The organism is Chryseobacterium sp., assembly GCF_008831505.1.
In the GTDB taxonomy this organism is placed as follows: Bacteria; Bacteroidota; Bacteroidia; order Flavobacteriales; family Weeksellaceae; genus Marnyiella.
Genome location: NZ_CP044507.1, coordinates 549,784 through 571,113, shown reverse-complemented (window position 1 = coordinate 571,113; position 21,330 = coordinate 549,784). Strand labels below are relative to the sequence as shown.

Genomic DNA, 21,330 nt, shown 5'->3' with positions numbered 1-21,330 from the left:
CGTCATTCTGCCTGTGTTCCATTCCCGCAATACAAACTCAGAATGCAACTGTTTTAATCCTTCAGTTTCCTTCTTCCAACTTCTCCTAAATCTTCGTCAGTTTCGCAAATTTCAGTATAAGGTTTTTCTCGCCTTCGTGCTGGAATTTCACTTTTGCCTTGATATTTTGCGGGTCAGTACCGTCCAGAAAGATCACTTCGCCCACACCGAAACGGTCGTGACGCACCTGGTCGCCCACTTCAATATTTTCAGATGAGGCGCCGCTCGGATTGATAATCCTGGCTGTGGCTACGGGTTTAAGTTTCTGTGAGGGCGGTAACGGTTCACTCCGCTGTATGGTCTTTTTCTCTTCTTTCTTTTTGAAGAATCTGGGCGCTGCCGGTTCATCATCAAAAATACTCGACTTCAAGCCGGAATGATTTACAAAGCGGCTTTCAATGGCCGGATTGATGAATTCCAGATGCGAAGTATCCATCTCACTAAGGAACCGTGAAGGTTCGGCATCCGTAATCTTGCCCCACTGGAAGCGTGAAACGGCATAAGAGAAAAAGGCCTGTTTTTCCGCACGCGTAAGTGCTACATAAAACAAGCGGCGCTCTTCTTCCAACTCCTCACGGGTAGATGAACTCATGAAGCTTGGGAAAAGGTTTTCCTCCAGTCCCACCAAATGCACCACCGGAAACTCCAGTCCTTTGGAAAGGTGAATGGTCATAAGTGAAACCTGGTCACCTTCCTCCTTCTTATCGTTTTGAGTATCGGCCGAAAGCGCGATATTCTCCAGGAAATTGGAAAGAGACGGATCACCGTCTTCCAGCTGCTGCTGCTCCTCAATGAAGCCCTGCATGGAGTTCATGAGTTCCTGCACGTTTTCCAGGCGTGAAATACCTTCCGGCGTCTGGTCATCTTTCAGGAATTTGATGAGCCCGGTACGTTTGGCCACTTCCATGGCTACGGTGTATGCATTTTCGGTCTTCAGCATGACCTTAAAGGCCTGGATCATCGCCCAGAAATCTGCCAGTTTGGTCAGGATACCGTTATTAAGTCCCAGCAAGGGCGCGTACATGCCAAGATTGCCCAGAACAGTTGTGATGGAAACATTCTGTGAATCGGCAAAAACAATAAGCTTATTCTGGGTAGTTTCACCAATTCCACGGGCGGGATAATTGATGATTCGCGAAAGTGCCTCGCCGTCATTTTCGTTGATAAGCAAACGAAGGTACGCTACCAGGTCCTTCACCTCTTTACGCTGGTAAAAGGACAGTCCGCCATAGACACGGTAAGGAATGTTTTTACGCCTGAGGGCATCTTCAAAAGCCCTGGTCTGGGAGTTGGTACGGTACAGGATCGCAAAATCCGTAAACTTTCGCTGCTGCGTGTTGTGCAGTTCCCAAATATTGGAGGCTACAAAGTTGGCTTCATCGGCATCTGAAAGCGAGCGGTACACCTTGATCTTTTCACCCTCTTCATTATCGCTGAATACATTTTTCTTGAACTGCTGTACGTTCTTTGAGATTACGACATTGGCCGCATTCACAATATTTTGCGTGGATCGGTAATTCTGTTCCAGAGAAACCGTTACCGCATCGGGGTAATCTTTCTTGAAGTTCAGGATGTTGTGGATGTTGGCTCCACGGAAGGAGTAGATGGACTGCGCATCATCTCCCACCACACAGATATTCTCAAATTTGGAAGCCAAAGCTTTTACAATAAGGTACTGAGAGTGATTGGTATCCTGATACTCATCAACCAAAATATAGCGGAAGCGGTCCTGGTATTTGGCTAGCACTTCAGGAAACCGGGTGAGTAATTCATTCGTCCTTAAAAGAAGGTCGTCAAAATCCATAGCACCATTTTTAAAACATGCTTCCACATACTTCTGGTAAATCAGACCCATATGCTTCATATTGGCACGCTCGTCATTTTCAATGAGCTCCGGATTGCCAAAATAAGCTTTAACGGTAATGAGGTTGTTCTTGTAATTGGAAATCCGCGCCATCACCTTTTTGGGTTTGTAAAGGTCGGCGTCTATATTGGCATCTTTCAACACTTTTTTCAGCACATTCAGCGAGTCCTGGGAATCGTATATGGTGAAATTGGAAGGATAGCCCAGATAATGCGCTTCGCTGCGCAGGATTCTGGCAAAAACGGAGTGAAAAGTACCCATCCAAAGCGAACGGGCTTCGCTCTGCCCCACCACTTTTGCGATCCTTTCCTTCATTTCCTTGGCGGCTTTGTTGGTAAAAGTAAGGGCAAGGATATGGAAAGGATCCACCAGATTGGTGATCAGGTGGGCAATACGCATGGTAAGCACACGTGTTTTACCGGAACCGGCGCCGGCAAGGACCATAAGCGGTCCTTCCAGGGTGGTAACGGCTTCATACTGTGCTTCATTCAATCCTTTCAAATAATCCATGGGGCAATACTCTTTTTGAGGGACACAAATTTACGGAAAATTTTATGCCTGATATTTATAGAAAAAACCGTCGGTTAGGTTACAACAGTGCCATTATAAAAAAATTGAATCTATGATCACCGGTTGCGTAGCAGGAAAATTCAGGCAAAAAAAATAAAGCTCCTTGCGGAGCTTTATTTAGAGTATGATGATAAAAACAGCTTATGCCAATTTAACATTTACTGCGTTCATTCCTTTATTTCCCTGCTTTACATCAAAAGTAACTCTGTCATTCTCGCGGATTCTGTCTACCAGTCCGGTTGTATGTACAAAGATATCTTCTCCGCCGTTTGATGGAGTAATGAATCCGAAACCTTTGGTTTCGTTGAAAAATTTTACTGTGCCTTCTTGCATGGTATTGATATTAAAAAATTATTGTATTCTATTTTATGATCTGAATGTTTACCGCAGAAAAACCTTTTGGAGATCTTTCTTTTTCGAAGGAAACTTTATTTCCCTTCTTTACCTGGTGTGCACAGTTATTTTCGTGGAAGAAGATATTGTCCTTGGTACTGTTTTCTGTAATGAAGCCATAACCCTTGTCACTAAGGAAGGTTACGATTCCCGTTTTTACAAGCTCTTCAGCTTCAATAGGTGCAGCCCCTAACTGGATATCCTCTGCGTTAATCTCTATTTTTTCCTGGTCTTCCGGCCTTACGTCCGTAAGCTGCCCATTGGCATCTACGTACAGCAACATATCGTCCAGACTTTTTCCTTTATTGTTATTGGTCTTGCGTTCCTCACGCTTCTGCGCTTTTTCTTTTGCTTTCTGAAGTTTTTTCTTGAAATTTTCTTTTTTTGAGAAAGAATCTGCCATAAATGATAATCGTATATTATTGTTTTAAAATTGTCCTTTTTCCGTTACACTGTTTTACGGATCGCGTTTTCAAATATAATTAAAACGGATTTTTTTAACTGATTACGGAGACTGAACAAAATCAATCAATGGAAATATGGCTAAAAAACGGCGGCGGTTGGTGCGAAAACTGAGAGAAAAAAATGGTAATTCTAGACTGCAACAGAAGAAGCAAAGGCTGTGACCCGTTCTAATTGTGGTGCAAATATACAATTTTTTTTATTGCAAATAATATTTTCAAAAGTTTCTGCAAAAAATCCATAAAAAAGCATGGCAAATTTTGCGAAAATGAAAAAGTCTAAAAAAAAATCAGGTTACAGACCGTCACCGCGTTGCCCCTCCGGATTAAAATATTTCCATACAATGCCTCCTTTGGACCGCCCCAAAATTTCTTCCAGCGTTTCCAGCGGTGCTTCCTTAATGCGCTTTACCGATTTCAGTTTGGAGAAAAGTAATTCAATTGCCTTATCTCCAATTCCGGGAATTTCTTCCAGTTCACTTTTTATGGTTGAATTTTTACGCCTTGTACGGTGGTGCTTCAGGCCGAAGCGGTGCGCCTCGTCACGAACCCGCTGGAGAATTTTAAGTGTTTCCGATTTCTTATCCAGGTAAAGCGGGATGGAATCTTCCGGAAAAAAAATCTCTTCCAGCCGCTTGGCGATTCCAATGACTGTTATCTTCCCGTAAAGCCCCAAAAGTTTAAGGCTTTTTACGGCGGATGAAAGCTGTCCTTTGCCACCATCTATTAATATAAGCTGCGGCAATGGCTCGTTTTCCTCCAGCAAACGGCGGTAGCGGCGGTAAATCACCTCTTCCATACTTGCAAAGTCATTGGGCCCTTCCACCGATTTTACATGGAATATGCGGTAATCCGCTTTACTGGGTTTGCCGTTTTTGAACACTACACAGGATGACACTGGATTGGTTCCCTGAATATTGGAATTATCGAAACCTTCAATATGGCGTGGTTCTTCCGGCATTCGCAGGAGCTTCTGCATCTCGGCCATAATGCGGTTGGTATGCCTTTCGGGATCAACGATCTGAACCTGCTTCAGTTTCTCGATGCGGTATTCCTTTGCATTTTTCTCGGAGAGTTCCACTATCCGTTTCTTATCTCCCACTTTGGGAACAATCAGTTTTACGCCGGGAATCTCAAAATTAAGATGGAACGGCAGCAGGATCTCCACACTGTCTGAGTTGAATTTCTGCCGTATCTCCACAAGTGCCTGCTCCAGGATATCCTCGTCCGATTCCTCAATTACCTTCTTGATTTCAATAGTGTAACTCTGGATAATGCTTCCGTTCTGTATCTTGAAGTAATTCACATAAGCCGCCGTTTCATCGCTGGTCATGCCGAAAACATCCACGTCATTAATATTGGGGTTTACCACCGTGTGTTTGGACTGATAACTTTCCAGCAAATCCAGTCTCTCCTTCACCATCTGGGCATTTTCGAATTCCAGATTTTCGGCGTAGGCCTGCATTTCATCCACAAGATAATTACGTGCCTGGCGGAAATCTCCTTTAATGATACCGCGGATGGCATCTATTTTTTTATCGTAAGCCTCTTTGGACTCCAGCATTTCGCAGGGACCTTTGCAGTTTTTGATATGGTATTCCAGACAAACCTTGTACTTGCCTTCGGCAATTTTGGGTGGCGCCAGGTTCAGGTTACAGCTCCGCAGTTTGTAAATGCTTCGCACAGTATCCAGCAGAACGCGCGCAGGTCTTACTTTGGCAAAAGGTCCGTAATACTCGGAACCGTCCTTAATCATGGTTCGCGTCATAAAAATCCTTGGAAAATCTTCGTTTTTAATACAAATCCAGGGATAGGTTTTGTCGTCCTTCATCATGACGTTGTAAAACGGCTGATGCTCCTTAATCAGATTATTCTCCAGCAGCAAAGCGTCATACTCACTGGGAACGATTGTGGTTTCCAGGCGGAAGATTTTCCCTACCATAATACGTGTACGGTAACCGGACAGATTTTTATTGAAATAACTGAGGACGCGGTTCTTCAGGTTTTTGGCTTTGCCTACATAAAGAAGCTGCCCGTTTTTATCATAATAACGGTAAACGCCGGGGTCTGAGGAGAGGGTTTTTAACTGAAGTTCGAGCTGTGGATTCACAGGTTCAAAAATAGGTAAAACTTTAGAGAACATTTCTTATCGTCAAAAAACCGTACTTTTAAGACCAAATTTTATCACTCATGACCTACGGAACAGATACTTTAACTTTCCATCAAATTTTAGAAATAGCAAAAAATCCGTCACTGGCACAGCTAAGCGATCAATCCCGGCAGCAAATACTTCAGTCCCAGCGGAATGTGCGCGAAATTGTAGAGTCCAACCGCACCGTTTACGGCATAAACACGGGTTTTGGTCCGCTTTGCGATGTAAAGATTTCCGAGGAAGAAACCGCGCAGCTTCAGCATAACCTGATTATCTCGCATGCGGTGGGCGTAGGCAAACCTATTGACAGGGAACTTTCCCGCATTATGATGATCGCCAAGATACACGCACTTTCCCGCGGTTTTTCCGGCGTTACACTGGAAGTGATTGAACGGATGATCCTGATGCTTGAAAAAGACCTTATTCCGTGTGTTCCGGAGCAGGGTTCCGTCGGTGCCTCAGGTGACCTGGCGCCGCTTGCTCATATGGTTCTGCCCCTATTAGGCCTGGGACAGGTTTGGGAAAACGGAGTGCCGGTTCCAACTGCCGACGCACTGAACAGACATGGATTACGGCCACTTAAACTGGGGCCTAAAGAAGGTCTTGGTCTTATAAACGGTACCCAGTTCATCCTGGCACATGCCATAAAAGGTCTTGAGAAGATGGAATACCTGCTTGATCTGGCCGATGTTACTGCCGCAATGTCGTTGGAAGCCTACAGAGGATCTGCCAGCCCTTTCCGCAGGGAACTGCATGAAATCCGCCCGTTCGCGGGAAGCCAGAAGGTAGCCGCACGAATGGTTAAATTGCTTGAAAATTCGGACAACCTGAAATCACATGAATTCTGCGACAGGGTTCAGGATCCCTACTCTTTCCGCTGCATCCCGCAGGTGCACGGCGCCAGCCGCAATGCTTTTGAACATTTGAAACAACTCGCCGAGACTGAACTAAATTCTGTTACAGATAATCCTATCGTTTTAAGTGCCGAAGAAACAATTTCGGGCGGAAACTTCCACGGGCAGCTTATGGCGCTACCACTGGATTATGCCACACTGGCCGCGGCCGAGCTTGGAAATATCTCCGACCGCCGTAGCTATTTGCTGCTGGAAGGTAAATTTGGCTTACCGAGACTGCTCACAGAAAGTTCGGGCCTAAATTCAGGATTTATGATTCCGCAGTACACCACCGCCGCACTGGTTACAGAAAACAAGACACTATGTTTTCCGGCATCGGCAGACAGTATTCCTACCAGCCTAGGACAGGAAGATCATGTTTCCATGGGCAGTATTTCAGGCCGCAAATTCAATCAGGTTCTGGACAATCTTGTTAATATTCTTGCTGTAGAACTTATGTTTGCCGCCCAGGGTCTGGAATTCAGACGTCCCGCCGTTTGTTCCCCGGTCATTGAAGAAAACTACAGCATTCTCCGTTCAAAGGTAGCCAAACTTGAAGACGACAGGCTTATCGGCGAGGATATGCTGCAGATTGCACAGCTGATCCGTGACCGCCAATTTATTGTCAGTTAAATCACCTTAAATAGGTTTTGGGTGTAACAATTTGAGGGTTATTATTACTAATTTTATTTAAATAAATTAATTTCATGAAAAGAAGAATACTTTCTGCTGCTGCAGTTGCTTTTGTGAGCATGATGCTAAATGCGCAGCAAATCAAGTTCGAAGAGTATAAGCTGCCAAACGGCTTGCATGTCATCCTTCATCAGGATAATACGGCACCAGTGGTTACAACGGGTGTAATGTACCATGTAGGTGCAAAGGATGAAGATCCGGGAAGATCCGGTTTCGCGCACTTTTTTGAGCACCTCCTTTTTGAAGGTACAGCCAATATCAAGCGTGGCGAGTGGTTCAAAGTGGTGTCCTCAAACGGTGGAACAAACAATGCCAATACCAGCAACGACCGTACTTATTACTATGAAACTTTCCCTTCAAATAACGAGCAGCTTGGCTTGTGGATGGAGGCCGAAAGACTCAGAAGCGGTGTGATCAACCAGATCGGTGTAGACACTCAGCGTGAAGTTGTAAAGGAAGAGAAGCGTCTGCGTATGGACAACCAGCCTTATGGTAACATCATGACAGCACTTCAGTCCAACCTTTTCTCCAAGCACCCTTACCGCTGGACCACAATTGGTTCCATGGAAGACCTGAACGCGGCAAAACTGGAAGAATTCCAGAATTTCTATAAGAAATATTATGTACCCAATAATGCCGTTTTAGTTGTTGCAGGTGACATTAAGCCGGAGCAGACAAAAAAATGGATACAGGAGTATTACGGAAGCATTCCAAAAGGAACAGTTTATCCTAAGAACTACGCGAAAGAAGATCCAATTACGACTCAGAAGGAAGTGACGGTAACGGATAAGAATATCCAGCTGCCCGCTTATGTTTTCGCCTACAGAACTCCGGGTGCCAAAGAGCGCGATGCTTATATCCTGAATATGGTCTCCGCTTATCTGAGCGCAGGTAAATCTTCCGTACTTTATAAGAAACTCGTAGACGAGGAGAAAAAAGCACTTCAAGTTCAGGCATTCAGCCAGGGACTGGAAGATTACGGAATCTTCGGCTTCTTCGCAATCCCAATGGGGGCGACTTCCAAAGAAGTACTTCAGAAGGATATCGATGCCGAGATTAAGAAAATGCAGACTACCATGATTTCTGAAGAGGACTACCAGAAACTTCAGAATCAGTTTGAAAACAACTTCGTTAACTCAAACTCATCCATCCAGGGAATTGCACATTCACTGGTGCACAATTATATGCTGATGGGCGATACCAACCTTATCAACAAAGAAATTGATATCTACCGCGGAATTACACGTCAGGACATTATGAATGCAGCGAAGAAATACCTGAGCCCTAACCAGCGGGTAATTTTGAACTATGTTCCTGAATCGAAGTAATTGCAGAATTTACGAGGTGAAATCAAACAAAAATTAAAATTCTTATGAAATTCAACTTTAAATATATCGCGGTTGCATTCCTTATTTCAGGAATGGTGAGCGCCCAGAAAATAGATATCAACAAAATGCCGGTGGCCGGACCAACACCGGTAATCAACATTGCCCAGCCCAAGACTTTCACACTGAAAAACGGTCTTACGGTGATGGTGGTTGAAAACAACAAACTGCCGCGTGTGAGCGCTACCATTTCCATGGACAGGCCTCCTTATTATGAAGGGAACATCGTAGGTGTAAGCCAGATCATGGCCGACCAGATTGGTGAAGGAACTGCCAAAATGAGTAAAGATGCCTTTAACAAAAGAGTAGATTATCTTGGAGCAAGCCTTAACTTCTCTTCCGGAGGTGCTTTTGCCAACTCACTCTCAAAATATTTCCCTGAAATACTTGGAATGATGTCTGATGCCATCATTAATCCAAAATTCTCGGCTGAAGAGGTGGAGAAGTCCAAGGAAAGAATGATTGAAGGCCTGAAGACCGAGGAGAAAAGTGCTGATGCAATTGCCTCCAGAGTTTCCAATGCGGTTATTTATGGAAAAAACACTTCCCGAGGTGAGTTTGAAACAGAAGCTTCAATCAAAGCCGTTACATTGGCCGACGTGCAGAACACCTTCAAGAAACATTATGCACCAGACAATGCTTACCTCGTAATCGTTGGCGATGTAAAATATGACGAAGTAAAAAAGCTGGTTGAAAAGAATTTCAACGGCTGGAAAAAGTCAAATACAAAATATGCAGCGCTGGAGCCCGCAACGAATGTTACTGCCACACAGATTGACATCGTAGATGTACCTACAGCAGTACAGTCCGTGATCAGCGTGAACAACCTGCATGATCTGAAAATGAACGACAACAGGTATTTTGCCGCAGCCATTGCGAACTACATCCTGGGTGGCGGTGGTGAGGCCAGACTTTTCATGAACCTACGTGAGAAAAATGCTTTTACCTATGGTGCATACTCTTCCCTTTCTACAAGCAAGTATTCCCCAATGTTCTCGGCATCTTCCAGCGTTCGTAACGAAGTTACAGACAAGGCAGTGAAGGAATTCATGAATGAACTTAACGCTATTTCCAAGGTAACTCCTGAGGAACTTGCCAATGCAAAAGCGAAACTGAAAGGAGATTTTATCCGTTCACTTGAAAGACCGGAGACCATCGCCAGATTTGCGGTGAACACCAGGACACAAAGCCTTCCGGCTGATTTTTACACCAATTACCTGAAATCTATTGACAGAGTAACGGCGGCTGATGTTTCCAATGCGGTGAAAGCTACTATCCTTCCAAACAAATCCAGAATTTTTATTGCCGGTAAGGTGGCAGAAATTTCCGAAGGTCTGGAAAAACTTGGTTATCCTGTAAAATATTACGACAGCCAGGCAAATCCGGTGGCAAAACCGGTTGCAAAAGCGGCTGATGCCAGCATCACTCCGGCAGCCGTAGCTGACAAATATATTGCAGCTATTGGAGGCCTTGCCAATGTGCAGAAAGTGAACTTCATCACAACCAATGCCACTGCAAAAGTACAGGGTATGGACCTGATGCTTAAACTGATACAGGGTAAAGGCGGAAAGACGCTTATGGATATTCAGATGATGGGTAATACACTCCAAAAAATAGTTTTTGACGGTAAAACCGGATATATGGAGGCTCAGGGTCAGAAAATGCCGCTTCCGGCAGAAACTGCGGCTGAAATGGCTCAGGAAACAGAACTTTTCCCTGAACTTACCTTCGCAAAATCTTCCGATTTCAAGGTTACCGGAATTGAGAAAAACAACGGTGAAGATGCTTATGTAGTAAAAGGCAAGAACGCTACTTATTACTACAGCACCAAAACCGGACTTAAAACCGGTGAGGTTAAAACTCAGAGTGGCCAGACCATTCCTGTGACCTGGGGCGATTATAAGGAGGTAGCGGGTGTGAAAATGCCTTACTCCTTCAGCCAGAACATTGGCGGTATGGATGTAGATTTTAAAGTAAGCTCTTATCAGGTTAATCAGGCAACTGCCGCAGATTTCAAGTAAGACAGAAAGAAAGATCTAAGAAACGGTGGCAAATGCCACCGTTTTTTTATTAACAGAGTGCAAAACTGCAATTACCTCAAGATAGTGCACAGTTATTTTTGCAGTTCATTAAAAAAAAGTTAAATTTGCCAACTCTAAAACTGTTATAATTCAATGAGTACGATATTTACTTTGTTCATGGTATTAATCATGATAGCCTGTGTTCTTCTGGTGATCATCATCATGGCGCAAAATCCAAAAGGCGGCGGTCTTTCATCTACATTCGGTGGTGCATCTTCGGCTCAGTTTGGTGTACAGCGTACCAACGATTTCATGGAAAAAGCAACCTGGACGTTGGGAATTACCATTGTAGTAATCTCCATGCTGAGTGTGATCCTTACAGCCAAGCCTAAAGTGAATACGGCTGTTCCAGCAAGAACTGAAGCTCCTGCACAATCAGCACCGGCTCAGAATACTCCGGCTCCGGTACAGACTCCGGCAGCTAACTAAGCAAGCTCCTTTAAATAAATATATAAAGCGGTCAGATTTATCTAGACCGCTTTTATTTTTAATTTCATTTTCTCGAGCGCATAGCGTAACATAAGGCCTACCCGAAGTACACGGTACTGTAAGGGCTTGTCTTTCCGGTAATACTTTTCAATAAAGAGCTGCATGGCACCGTAGAATCTCTGCAGGTATTTAATATCCTTAACTGTACTCTGCCCTTTGTGGTGCAGGATTGAATATTTGCCGTAATACCAGTTGCGGTATCCCTTCTGCAGCACGCTGTAACAAAGATCGATATCTTCGCCATACATAAAATATCTTTCATCCAGGCCGCCCACCTGAAGGTAGACCTCTTTATTCATCAGCAGGAAAGCACCCGTAAGAATTTCCACTTCAGCGATTGTGTCCTCCGCAATGTCGTTCCGGTAATAGGACCTGGAATTTTTATTTCCGGAAAACACATAAAGCTTTCGGAATGAATTAACCATATTGGGAACATCACGTTTGCTTTCAGGCAGATAATTTCCTTTAGCATCGTGCATCCTGACGCCCAGACAGCCAAAATCTGTTCTTTTCCGGGCAAAGCTTAACAGTTCCTGCATATAGTATCCTTCCAGTTCGGTATCGGGATTCAAAAGCAGTATAAAATCGCCCTTGGCCGCCGTTACTGCCCTGTTATTAGCTTTCGAAAAACCAATATTGGTAGCGGATGAAATAAAGTGAACCTGTGGAAAGCGGTTTCGAAGTTCTTTCCAGGATGTGTCCGGCGATGCATTATCGATGACGATAACCTCATAGGCAACATTCCCGATAAACCTGTGCAGCGACTGCAGGCACTTCTCCAGCAGCTGGGTGACGTTATAATTGACTATGATTACCGAAAGTTCCATTTGCATTAATAGACGTTTACTTGCCCTTCAATGTATAAAATAAATTTCTGAACAACCGAAACACATATTTTAAGCTGTAGAATGTAGAGTAAATAATAAGCTCAGAGGACCCGATTCTGCCCGCACGGTACATCTCCGACAGGTTTTTCTGAAAACCCTTTTCCATTTCAGTTAAATTGGCGGAGAGACCCGACACGCCAAACGTTCTCTTACCATTGCCCGCAAACACTAAATTTTCAGCCAAAATATACATTTTATTTTTCTGCGAAATCCGTAGCCAGTAATTAAGGTCTTCCGCATAGCGTTGCTCTGGGTCAAAAAGTCCTGTGTTTTCCAGTACTCGTCTTCGGATAATAACGGTAGAAGGCTGGGCTTCATTGCGTATCATCAGTTTCCTGAAGGAAATCTTGGCAAGCTTGTCCTCCGCCAATTTATAAGGAAACAGAATTCGCTGCCCTGTTCTCAAACAGGCCAGAAAATCAATCTCTGTTGCGTACTTTTCAAAAGTATTAATCTGCTTCTCCGTTTTCTGCGGCAACCACTCATCATCTGCATCCAAAAGGGCAATAAACTCACCTTTCGATCTTTCCATTGCCACATTCCGCGCTTTTGACACACCCTGGTTGTGCTGATGAATAAGGGTAATATCCAAATCAGGATTTTGAGCCATATAGTCCAGAACGACTTCGGCACTTTGGTCCGTCGAACCGTCATTTACAATAATGATCTCAAAGTTTCCCGCCCAGGTTTGGGACTTAACCGAATCCAGGCATTTTATGATGCTCTGTTCAGAATTGTACATGGGAATTATTACCGAAACCGTCATCCTGTCGTCGTAAACTGCTTTAATAATTTTTCGGCTAATCTTTTTCGTCGTAAGGAACTCTGTTCTGAATAGAGCGTCCGAGTGATATTTCATCTGCATACTCCAGTTCATCGCCCACCGAGATTCCGCGGGCAATAGTCGAAAAATTCACTTGGAGGTCTTTAAACTTTTTATAGATATAATAGGCGGTCGTGTCTCCTTCCATAGTAGCGCTAAGTGCAAAAATCAATTCTTTAACGGAACCGTTCTCCAGTTTGCGCTGTATGGCAGCTATATTGAGATGGCTGGGACCTATACCTTCCATTGGCGAAATCTTACCGCCAAGTACAAGATATCTGCCTCTAAACTTCCCGGTATTCTCAATAGCCATTACGTCCCGTACATCTTCTACAATACAGAGCACCTCCTCATTCCTCTTAGGATTGGAGCATATATCGCAAACTTCCGCATCGGAAAAATTGTGGCATTCCCGGCAATACTTGATTTCCGTAACGAGTTTTTGCAGAGATTCACCCAACACAATAGCCTGACTTTCAGGCTGCCGTAGCAAATGCAGCGCAAGCCTCAGAGCCGACTTCTTACCGATTCCCGGAAGTCCGGAAATCTCTTCTACGGCTTTGGCCAAAACTTTACTGGGATACTCCATTCAACAAAAATAAAATTTATAAGCTCAGGGTGCAAATCTGCCTTCTTTTAATATCTTTAATGCAAAAATAAACCGGAATGCTGCAGAACCTGAACTACCCCCTTGATTTCAAATTTAAGATCACAACACTTTCCAGTGATTTTAACATTACCGACAGGAACGGAAACTATGTAGCGTACGTGCGTCAGAAAATGTTTAAACTGAAAGAAGATGTCATTGTCTTCAGCGACGAAAGCAGGACTAAGGAACTTTTCAGGATAAAAGCTAACCAGTGGATTGATTTCAATGCGTCCTATGCCATTACTGATCAGATAACCGGAAAACAGTTCGGCAACCTTTCCCGCAGAGGAATGCGTTCACTGTGGAAATCACAGTACGACATTGCTGCTGGCAACGGACAAACAAAGTACCAGATCAATGAAGACAATGGCTGGATAAAAGTTCTGGACGGCATCGTGGGCGAAATTCCGCTTATCGGTATGCTTTCCGGTTATTTCCTGAACCCCTCCTACACCGTTCGGGATAATGCCGGCAACGCGTATTTCCGCTTAAAGAAAATGCCTTCGCTTTTCGGGCGGAAATTCCAGCTGGCCCGCCTTACCGATATTGCAGATGAAGATGAAACCCTTGTCGTACTCAGTTTTTTAATGATGGTACTTTTGGAAAGGGAGCGAGGGTAATTACAGCCATCCTGACAAAAGATCCGGAATACTGTTATCATTAAGCCGCGTTAGGTGAACAATCTTCCTCGGGCCAGTGCCCAAGGGAGTTCCTCATATTTACTATATTTGTGCCACTGCAAATGAACAATATGAAGACAATTATCAGAAAACAATTTCTCCTCGGTTTATTTAGCCTAATAACATTTCATTCCTGTAAAAAAGAATATACCAGTGATTCCATAAGTCAAACATCCGACTCCACAACAACTGTATCAATAGAACCTGCAGAGCCGGAAGCGCCAGCGAAATTGATGCTTCAGAGTTTTCCAATGCCTGCGGAGGTTGAAGGCTGCTCCTGTTATTTTGCCAGGAATCAGAAGGAGTATGAAAATGAGCAGTATGTATATGTGGATGACTATGGAAACAATGCCTATATTAAACTGGACGGCCATATGATTAAGATTCCGATGGAAGAAGGCGATTTTGACCCGTCTAATTTCAGCAAAGTGCTGGAGGATTCCGAGTACAGGATCAGCATGAGCGGTAAAAAGACCAGTGAGCAGGATGAAACCATGATGTTTACGGGGCAGCTTACCGTTTTAATTAAAAAAGAAAACCGCACCATTACCACACCTGTTTATGGTGAATGCGGCTGTTGAAGCACTGCATTATATAACCCTAAAAACATTAGATTCTAAAAATACACTTTACATATGGACATTACACAAATAGAACCGCAATCCGTCTGGAAAAACTTTGCTGCGCTGAATGCAGTGCCAAGACCATCCAAAAAAGAAGAGCGTGTTATTGAATTCATGAAGAATTTCGGCGAAAAGCTGGGACTCGAAACAACTGTAGACGAAGTTGGCAATGTAATCATTAAAAAGCCCGCGACTGCAGGTATGGAAGACCGCAAAACTGTGGTGCTTCAGTCCCACCTGGATATGGTGCATCAGAAAAACTCCGATGTTAATTTTGATTTTAACAGTCAGGGAATTGAAATGGAGGTTGACGGAGACTGGCTGAAGGCCAAAGGAACTACCCTGGGTGCCGACAACGGACTTGGTGTGGCTGCAATAATGGCCGTCCTGGAAAGCAGGGACATTCCTCACCCGGCACTGGAAGCCCTTTTCACGATAGACGAAGAAACCGGAATGACCGGTGCAATGGGCCTGAAACCCGGAACTTTGCAGGGTGAAATCCTCCTGAACCTCGATACTGAGGAAGATGATGAAATCGACATTGGCTGTGCCGGCGGAATTGATGTAACTGCTTCACAGACATATAATCTGGAAGAGGCTAAAGGACAGATCGTAAAGATAGAAATCAAGGGACTGCAGGGAGGCCACTCCGGTATGGATATTCATAAAGGATTCGGAAATGCCAATGTTATCCTGGGCAGACTTCTGTACACAGGTATTGCAAACGAGAACATCCAGCTTATCAGTGTAGACGGCGGTGGACTTCGCAATGCTATTCCGCGTGAGGCGATGGCCATACTGTCCGTACGCAACTCCGTAGAGTTCATAGAGCAGGCTACGGAACTTAAGGAAGCCATCCTGGAGGAGTTTGCAAGTGTAGAAAAAGACCTTCAAATTAACATTGAAAACTTTTCAAGCAATGAAAAAGCGATTTCGCAGGAGGATTCCCGCAGGATAATCCTTGCGCTTAAGTCGGCTCACAATGGTGTATACCGCATGAGTCCCGATGTGGCAGATCTGGTAGAAACCTCCAATAACGTAGCCCGGGTGGAACTTAAAAACGGTGAACTCAAAATCTTAAACCTTTCCCGTTCTTCTGTAGAATCTTCAAAATATGCTGTTGCAGAGCAGCTGAAATCAGTCTTTGAACTTGCCGCAATGGAAGTTGAATTCAGTGGCTCCTACCCCGGCTGGAAACCAAAACCCGGTTCCGACATCGTGAAACTGATGGAAAACATTTATGAAAGGGATTTTGGCAGCAAGCCTCATGTTGTAGCCTGTCATGCCGGACTGGAATGCGGGATCATCGGCGCTAATTATCCAAAGATGGAGATGGTAAGTTTTGGACCCACCATCCGCGGGGCTCACTCGCCGGACGAAAGAGCCAACATTCCTTCAGCCCAAAAATTCTGGAGTTTCCTGAAAGAAATACTGAAGGAAACACCGAAGAAATAATTTGAAAATCAATAAATTCCAATATCCAAAATGCGCAGGTGTTTTGGATATTTTTTTTCATGCATTTAATGATTTTACTATGCGAAATAACATGAATGAATAGAGAATCACGGGAAGTAACATTTCAAAAAATGCATTTTAAAAGCCATTTTCAGAAAAAGGATTAATAATTTTACATCAAAAACCGCTCACAAAATACCACCTAATATGTTAGCTGACAATCTTTTAATTATCCTCCAAACACGTTTCGAACAAAATTCCCAGCGTCATAAAAACCTGGAATGGTCCGAAATTCAGAGAAAACTGGAAGCCAAACCGGAGAAGCTTGAAATCCTCCAGAAAATGGAAGACACCGGCGGTGAACCGGATGTGGTAGGTTTTGATAAAAAGTCACGTGAGTATCTTTTCATGGACTGTTCGGCTGAAAGTCCCAAAGGCAGACGGAGTTTCTGCTACGACAGGGCAGCTCTTGACAAGAGGAAAGAAAATAAACCCAAGAACAACGTGATGGATGCGGCGGCTGAAATAGGTATTGAATTGCTGGACGAGGAACAGTACAGCTATCTGCAGACGCTGGGTACATTCGATACCAAAACATCGAGCTGGCTCCTTACACCGGAAAACATCCGCAGTTTGGGCGGCGCTATTTTCGGCGATTTCCGTTACGGCACTGTTTTCATCTACCATAACGGCGCCGATTCGTATTATGCCGCACGTGGGTTCAGAGGGTTGCTCAGGGTCTAAGTGCGTTTCAGATATCTTTCTTTGCGGCGCACAAACCTGAAGATCCAGTGTCTGTCGATTCTTAACATACGTCAACACGGCTCACGATGTATAGCAGTATCTTTGCTTTACACTAAAAAACGGTTAATATGAAAGTAAATATTTGGAGTGATGTTCGCTGCCCCTTCTGTTATGTGGGCAAGAAGAAATTTGAAAAAGCACTCTCCCAATTTCCTGAAGCCGCTTCTGTACAGGTAGAATGGCACAGTTTCCAATTGGATCCGTCCCTGGAGACGCAGGCAGGACGTGATCCTTTTGAATTTTTTGCAGAAAGGAAAGGAATTTCCCGGCAGCTGGCGCAGGCCATGCACGCGCATGCAGAAAATGCGGGCAGAGAGGCAGGCATTGACTTTAATTTTGAAAATCAGAAGGTTGCCAATTCCTACAAAGCACACCTGCTGATCCAGTTGGCAAAAACCAAAAACCTGGGCAGCGAAATTGAAGAGGTACTGTTCCGAGCGCAGTTTCTTGACGGTAAGAACATTGATGATATTCCTACACTGGTAGATCTGGGCATACAGGCCGGCCTGCTGGAAGATGACATAAGGGCGGCGCTTGAATCGGATGAATTTGCCTACGCTGTAACCCAGGATATGCAGATGGCTTCAAAGTTGGGAATCAGTTCCGTTCCTTTTTTTGTATTCAATGACAAATACGGAGTGTCCGGTGCACAGCAACCCGAACTGTTTCTGGAGGTCCTGGAAAAGTCATGGAAAGAATTTTCCGCGGGCGACCAGGGCCTTAAAATCATCAATGGCGACAGCTGCGATACTGACGGCAACTGCAACTGAGGATTTCTTAACATACATCAACCCCGGCAGAATGGCACTGCGCTATCTTTGTACCATAAATTAATCAGTAAAAAATATCAGTTATGAAAAAATTAATGTCTTTATTAATGCTTATCATGCTTAGTGTTAGTGTATATGCACAGAAAGTATTGGTGAGCGACCCCGCACACTCCCGAATCCAGTTTTCGGTAATTCACCTTACCATCAGTGATATCACCGGTAACTTTGAAACTGCAAATCTGACCATCAATGCCGATGAGAAGAACTTTCTGAATTCCAAAGTTACCTTTGAAGTTGATGTAAATTCAATCAACACCCATATTGAAGCACGTGACAACCACCTTAGAAGTGCTGATTTCTTTGATGTGGCCAATCATCCGAAAATGACCTTCACTTCAACTTCCATTACCAAAGGAAAACAGAAAAACTATTACAATGTGAACGGTAACCTTACCATGCACGGAATTACAAAACCGGTTTCAGTGGTACTTGTTTACCGCGGGTCTGTAGTGAACCAGATGAACAAAAAAGATACCCATGGCTACCAGGTAATGGCTACCATAAAAAGATCCGACTTTAATGTTGGTCCGGGATTCCCCGAAGCTGTAATCAGCGACCAGGTTAGGATTAAAGGTGATTTTGAACTGACCCAGAAATAATCATAGTATATTTATTTTAAATGTGAGCAGGCCCAAAGCAATTCGGGTCTGTTTTTTGATAGGGATTATCCTGCTAAATAAAAAGCATTACTTTATATTTGGCCTTTGGTTATTTTGAAGAGATTAATTGCAGGTTTTTTATTCGGAGGGTTTTTTGTGCTGGCATCGGCACAAAGAGACAGCATTTACCTACAGGCCAAACTGGAACAGGACCTCCGGACGCTTAATGTAACCCAGGAACTCCGCTATTACAATAAAACGGATTCAGCACAGACAGAGGTACAGTTGCTAAACTGGATTGCTGCCTATAAAAATCGTGGCACACCCCTTTACGACAGGAAAATAGAAGACAGGAACAAGGAACTTCATTTTGCACAACCTCAGGAGCTCGGGAAGCTGAAAACCCTTGAAGTTAAAACAGATCTGTCTGAGCTAACTTCCCCGGCCGATCTTAATTCTGAAAACCTTTATATTCAGTTGGCTCAACCCCTTCAGCCGGGTGCAAGTGTAAAACTGAGGCTAAAGTATCAATTGCAGCTTCCGTTAGCCAAATTCACCGGTTATGGAATGTCTGAGCAAAATATTGCTCTTAAGTACTTTTTTCTGGTACCGGACAGTTTTGCTGAAGCCAACGGCAATGAGCGCAGGTTCCTGGACATTGAGGAAACAGCCAACCACAGCACGCACTGGACAGTAAATCTGGATTTACCCACCGACTATCATTCAAAAAGCAACCTTACGGAACTGCATCCTAATTACTACACAGGTTTGCTGAAAGCAGATCCGGAATTTCTGATCTCATTTAACATTTATCCCACCCTGACTTTTCAAACAGGTGGAGTACAGACCCAGGTTGATTTTGGCTACCGCCTGGAGGCAGAAGAGCAACAGCATCTTAAAAATAAAATTCCGCAACAGCTGGAATATCTGCAAAGTAAAACGGGACTTGTACCCTCAAAGATTTTCATTTCAGAAAAATTCCGGAATAAGGAAGATTTTTTCGGTAATGACGATATCGCATTCTGGAAGTTCCGCTTCCCGCTCTTTACCCCGGAAGAAAATGCTGACCTTGATTATTTCAGCATCATCTCCAAGAACATCCTGGAACAGGGACTGATCACCAATAAGGATGACGACCACTGGTTTAAAAACGGTATCAAGACCTACCTGGAACTTCAGTACCTCAAAAAATATTACGGAGACCATAAATTGCTGGGCCAGCTTACAGAGGCCTCAATTATCGGAATAAAACCGCTGAAGCTCTTTCACGCTTCCCGTCTTAAGCTGATTGAGCGTTACGGTATTGCCTACCAGTACATGATGACGCAGAATCTTGATCAGAAAATTGATGAAGACTTCAAAGACCTCAGCAATTTCAATGAAATGACGGTGAGCAACTTTGAAATTGGCAGTCTGCTGAACTTCGTGGCCGAAAAGATGGGCACCTCTGAATTTGAAGACTTTCTGAGCGAATATTTTCAGTCCAATGCTTCGCAGCAGATTGACACCGGCCACTTCCTGGACAGACTGGCCATGCGCTCGCACTACTCATCTGTATTTTTGGACAAACTCATGTCGCGCAAGCACAGAGTTAACTTTAACCTTAAGAAATTTAAAAGAGCCGACGGCAATCTGGAGGTAACCGTCCGCAAGAACACCTATGATCCGGTACCCTTTAAACTGGAGACAATTTCGGAACAGGGAGGTACTAAAACACACTGGTTCGGCACGCCGGAACATCCTTCTCAGGACGTATATATTATTCCCGAAATGGATGCTGATAAAATTGTGATCAACAGCGGGCATTTTTTTCCGGAGAAGAATTTCCGTGACAACTATCTGTATACCAAAGGTTTATTCAGCAACATGAAGAAGATCAAGCTGAAACTCATCAAGGACATTCCAAACCCCGAATACAATGAGATTTATCTGAATCCGCGTCTTACCTTTAATGCATATGACAAGGTCCTGCTCGGTCTGAATTTTCGGAACGAGTCACTCTTCAATCATAAATTTGCCTACTCACTGACGCCCTATTACAGTACGGGAACCGGGCAGATTACTGGTTCCGGAAGTGTGACTTACAGCATCATGCCGCCCGAAAGCTTTTTCCAAAGCCTGAATATGGGAGTCTCCGGCTCTTATTTTCATTATGATTATGACCTGAGTTACCGAAAGTTTACGGCAAGTGCTTCAATTAATTTTGCTAAAGAGCCGCGCAGTGCAATCTCAAGGAGTTTAGGCGTTTCATTTAATCATTATGAAAAGGACCTGACGCCGGAAATGATATTTGAGAATGAATATGACCGGTATAACCTTTGGAATGTAAATTATGCCTTTGCAGACAACGGACTGATTCACGAGAAGTTTTTCGGTGCTTATGTGCAGGGAATGCAGGATTTCAACAAGGTTGCGGCAGAAGCAACCTACCGTTACGAATATGCTGCCAACAAAAAAATAGCGTTTCGCCTTTTTGCAGGTTATTTTCTGAACAATAAAACCCGTAATGACATCTTCGATTTTGGAATCTCGCGCGTTTCCAATTACTCATTCTCCTACGGCCTGTTGGGGCAGAGTGCCACTTCTGGTTTACTGTCTCAGCAATTCGTGATGGCCGACGGGGGCTTTAAATCTTTTATCGACTCCACGGCCAACCAATGGATAACGTCACTGAATGTGGACTCACATGTGTGGAAGATGTTTAATATCTATGCCGATGCAGGAATTTATAAAAACCGTTCGGTCAGTCCGAAATTTATCTGGGACAGCGGCGTGAAGGTGCGGATTATTCCGGATTTCCTGGAGGTTTATCTGCCGGTTTACTCCACGCTGGGTTTTGAACCGTCTTTTAAGGACTATGCGCAGAGAATCCGCTTTACACTGGTACTGAATCTGGGTGCTGTAGTGAATACAGCCAGAAGAGGTTGGTATTGATATTTCCGGGAACCCTTTTCAGGCAG

At 44.1% G+C, this 21,330-nt stretch carries 18 protein-coding genes; 11 read left to right on the top strand and 7 right to left on the bottom strand.

Annotation, left to right across the window (positions count from 1 at the left end; genetic code table 11):
- Positions 1–85 precede the first annotated feature (85 nt).
- The 4 genes from F7R58_RS02690 to uvrC form a co-directional block, all read right to left on the bottom strand.
- The gene (locus tag F7R58_RS02690) at positions 86–2,413 is read right to left on the bottom strand and encodes an ATP-dependent helicase (RefSeq protein WP_158063423.1); all 2,328 of its coding nucleotides are present in this window, start codon (positions 2,411–2,413) and stop codon (positions 86–88) included.
- Between the two features lie 201 nt (positions 2,414–2,614).
- A complete protein-coding gene (locus tag F7R58_RS02685) occupies positions 2,615–2,806 on the bottom strand; it encodes a cold-shock protein (RefSeq protein ID WP_158063422.1) in 192 nt (63 codons plus the stop codon).
- A 28-nt stretch (positions 2,807–2,834) separates the two neighbouring features.
- Entirely contained in the window at positions 2,835–3,269 is a 435-nt protein-coding gene (locus tag F7R58_RS02680; protein WP_158063421.1) for a cold shock domain-containing protein, read from the bottom strand.
- Positions 3,270–3,622: 353 nt separating this feature from the next.
- Entirely contained in the window at positions 3,623–5,437 is a 1,815-nt protein-coding gene (uvrC, locus tag F7R58_RS02675) for an excinuclease ABC subunit UvrC (protein ID WP_158065355.1), read from the bottom strand.
- An 80-nt stretch (positions 5,438–5,517) separates the two neighbouring features.
- Here uvrC and hutH point away from each other — a divergent pair, with 80 nt between their 5' ends.
- The 4 genes from hutH to secG all read left to right on the top strand — a co-directional run bounded on the left by hutH (position 5,518) and on the right by secG (position 10,960).
- Complete coding sequence (gene hutH / locus F7R58_RS02670) at positions 5,518–7,005, top strand: histidine ammonia-lyase (RefSeq protein ID WP_158063420.1); 1,488 nt, start codon at positions 5,518–5,520, stop codon at positions 7,003–7,005.
- Positions 7,006–7,079: 74 nt separating this feature from the next.
- Positions 7,080–8,393 (top strand): M16 family metallopeptidase, encoded by a 1,314-nt coding sequence (locus tag F7R58_RS02665; protein ID WP_158063419.1) that lies wholly within the window; start codon positions 7,080–7,082, stop codon positions 8,391–8,393.
- Positions 8,394–8,437: 44 nt separating this feature from the next.
- Complete coding sequence (locus F7R58_RS02660; RefSeq protein WP_158063418.1) at positions 8,438–10,471, top strand: M16 family metallopeptidase; 2,034 nt, start codon at positions 8,438–8,440, stop codon at positions 10,469–10,471.
- Between the two features lie 153 nt (positions 10,472–10,624).
- Complete coding sequence (gene secG / locus F7R58_RS02655; protein ID WP_158063417.1) at positions 10,625–10,960, top strand: preprotein translocase subunit SecG; 336 nt, start codon at positions 10,625–10,627, stop codon at positions 10,958–10,960.
- Positions 10,961–11,001: 41 nt separating this feature from the next.
- Here the strand turns inward: secG and F7R58_RS02650 are convergent, their stop codons facing one another.
- The 3 genes from F7R58_RS02650 to recR are packed head-to-tail and all read right to left on the bottom strand — an operon-like array spanning position 11,002 to position 13,319.
- Positions 11,002–11,853 carry a glycosyltransferase family 2 protein gene (locus F7R58_RS02650; RefSeq protein WP_158063416.1) on the bottom strand — a complete coding sequence of 284 codons (852 nt, stop codon included), beginning with the start codon at positions 11,851–11,853 and terminating at the stop codon, positions 11,002–11,004.
- A 10-nt stretch (positions 11,854–11,863) separates the two neighbouring features.
- On the bottom strand, positions 11,864–12,766 hold the full coding sequence (locus F7R58_RS02645; protein WP_187695251.1) for a glycosyltransferase family 2 protein: 903 nt from the start codon (positions 12,764–12,766) through the stop codon (positions 11,864–11,866).
- Entirely contained in the window at positions 12,708–13,319 is a 612-nt protein-coding gene (gene recR, locus F7R58_RS02640) for a recombination mediator RecR (protein ID WP_158063414.1), read from the bottom strand. The genes F7R58_RS02645 and recR overlap by 59 nt, the downstream gene beginning before the upstream one ends.
- Before the next feature lie 77 nt (positions 13,320–13,396).
- Here recR and F7R58_RS02635 point away from each other — a divergent pair, with 77 nt between their 5' ends.
- The 7 genes from F7R58_RS02635 (at position 13,397) to F7R58_RS02605 (ending at position 21,304) form a co-directional block, all read left to right on the top strand.
- Positions 13,397–13,999 (top strand): hypothetical protein, encoded by a 603-nt coding sequence (locus F7R58_RS02635; RefSeq protein ID WP_158063413.1) that lies wholly within the window; start codon positions 13,397–13,399, stop codon positions 13,997–13,999.
- Positions 14,000–14,292: 293 nt separating this feature from the next.
- Entirely contained in the window at positions 14,293–14,640 is a 348-nt protein-coding gene (locus F7R58_RS02630; protein WP_158063412.1) for a hypothetical protein, read from the top strand.
- Between the two features lie 54 nt (positions 14,641–14,694).
- Entirely contained in the window at positions 14,695–16,137 is a 1,443-nt protein-coding gene (locus F7R58_RS02625; RefSeq protein ID WP_158063411.1) for an aminoacyl-histidine dipeptidase, read from the top strand.
- 207 nt (positions 16,138–16,344) lie between these two features.
- Entirely contained in the window at positions 16,345–16,881 is a 537-nt protein-coding gene (locus F7R58_RS02620) for a DUF4256 domain-containing protein (RefSeq protein ID WP_158063410.1), read from the top strand.
- 128 nt (positions 16,882–17,009) lie between these two features.
- On the top strand, positions 17,010–17,711 hold the full coding sequence (locus F7R58_RS02615; protein ID WP_158063409.1) for a DsbA family protein: 702 nt from the start codon (positions 17,010–17,012) through the stop codon (positions 17,709–17,711).
- A gap of 83 nt (positions 17,712–17,794) precedes the next feature.
- Entirely contained in the window at positions 17,795–18,370 is a 576-nt protein-coding gene (locus tag F7R58_RS02610; RefSeq protein WP_158063408.1) for a YceI family protein, read from the top strand.
- A 114-nt stretch (positions 18,371–18,484) separates the two neighbouring features.
- Complete coding sequence (locus tag F7R58_RS02605; protein WP_229723834.1) at positions 18,485–21,304, top strand: aminopeptidase; 2,820 nt, start codon at positions 18,485–18,487, stop codon at positions 21,302–21,304.
- The last annotated feature ends 26 nt before the right edge of the window (positions 21,305–21,330 follow it).